This is a genomic window from Legionella stuttgartensis (assembly GCF_977063405.2).
Map to the genome: position 1 here is coordinate 1 of NZ_CDRUHA020000025.1, position 1,840 is coordinate 1,840.

Here is a 1,840-nt window from a genome sequence, read left to right on the forward strand (position 1 = left end):
GGGTGAGTAGACCGGCGGAACTTCCCCGCCAGCCCCTCTCAGAACCGTACGTGAGCCTCTCGACTCATACGGCTCCCATCAAGCAAAGCTTTTCCCTATACCTATTCGCCAATGAGGAAAAAGAGTTGGCTGTTTTTGTTGAATTGATTCCAACATCTTCGCTGATCTCGTTTTGCCTCTAAGCTTTTTGTACTTTCGCATGCCCCATTTCACCAGGACAGCATTGAATTGAGTCCATACTGGCTCAAGGCTTGAAGGGGAATATTTACCATAGTACTCCATCCATCCTCTGAGGATTGGATTGCAATAAATAGCTATTTCTTCAAGACTTAACTCCACTCTGTACTTTAATTTCCACTGCCTGATTTTGTCTCTCATTGCCTTGCTAGCTGAGCTACTCACTGCTGGAGTAAAACTCACAAACATCTTGCTGTCGCGACTTCTAACTAATCTGGGTTGAAAGGTATAACCCAAAAAATCGAAAGACGTTACAGAATATTTCCCTTTACGGTTGCTGTCTTTGCAATAGACTACCTTTGTTTTATCAGGATGCAGCTCCAATCCACATTGACTGAATCTTTGTGCAAGCTGGTTTAACATCGTTAAAGCCTGCTTCTCCGTTTTGCAATGCACAAGTCCATCATCAGCATACCTACACCACAATGTTTCAGAGTGATGGTGCTGCATCCATTTATCAAAGACATAATGTAAGAATAAGTTACTCAATACTGGACTGATTACCCCGCCTTGAGGCGTGCCTTTATCTCGCAGAATTGTGTTGCCATCTGGCATGACAATTGGTGCAGTAAGCCACCGCTTTATGTACAAGGTGATCCATTTTTCTTGAGTATGCTTTTCTACTGCCTTCATAAGTAGATCATGCGGAATATTGTCAAATAGCCCCTTGATGTCAAACTCTAAGATCCAATCATATTGCCAACATCTCTTTCGAGTGACACCTACTGCATCAAGCGCCGATTTATTAGGCCTGTATCCGTATGAGTCTTCTAGGAATTGCGGCTCCACTTTGGGTTCAAAAGATAATTTGACTACCATTTGTGCTATACGATCACTTACCGTTGGAATACCTAAGGTTCGCGTGCCTCCTGATTTCTTTGGAATTAAAACTCCCATCACGGGTGGCGGAAAATAGCTACCCGATGATAATCGGTTCCAAATTTTAAAAAGGTTGTCTTTCAGATTTTTCTCAAAATCCGCGAGACTTTGCCGATCAATACCAGCTGAGCCTGCGTTAGCTTTCACAAGTTCGTAAGCTTCTACAACTTGTTGTTTAGGTATATTGAACACTTTTGTCATCTTTAATATTTCCTCCCAACTTTCGTCGGTTGAATATCCATTCAGACCGCTTGACCCAACCCCTTTGCTCCGCAATCATTACAATTGTTTCAACGCTACTACGAGTTGGTCCGTCCCAGTGCCTTGCCTTGGTACTCTAATCCTTGTGGAGTTTCCACTTGGACGTCTCCCTTATCATCAAGACGACTGGTTCCCGCAGTTCCATGGAAAAGCCCAGATTAGGATCACGCCACCTCTACGCCGAACACCACTTACCCAGAATCCAGATATCCGGTAAATTTATCCCAAAGTAACGGGAAGACCTTGGTTTTGATGTTGATTATGATTACTTTACGACGCGTCAACAGTGATTCGCTAGCACTCGTCTTCCTAATCCATACCTCGCCAGGTCATTGCCTGACTTTCCTCATCACTCACGACCATTGCTCTTAACAACAGCCGCATGAGGTGGTTTGAGACCTATCGCTGGTGATCGATCTCGGTGGGTCTACCACCATCTCTTCCGCAGCTTGCTACGGCATAC

General features: G+C 44.3%; 1 protein-coding gene. It reads right to left on the bottom strand.

All coding sequences use genetic code 11. The annotated features are described in order from the left end of the window. Positions 1-78: 78 nt before the first annotated feature. Positions 79-1,317 (bottom strand): group II intron reverse transcriptase/maturase, encoded by a 1,239-nt coding sequence (ltrA, locus tag ACWTEW_RS08565; RefSeq protein ID WP_019232354.1) that lies wholly within the window; start codon positions 1,315-1,317, stop codon positions 79-81. Positions 1,318-1,840 lie beyond the last annotated feature (523 nt).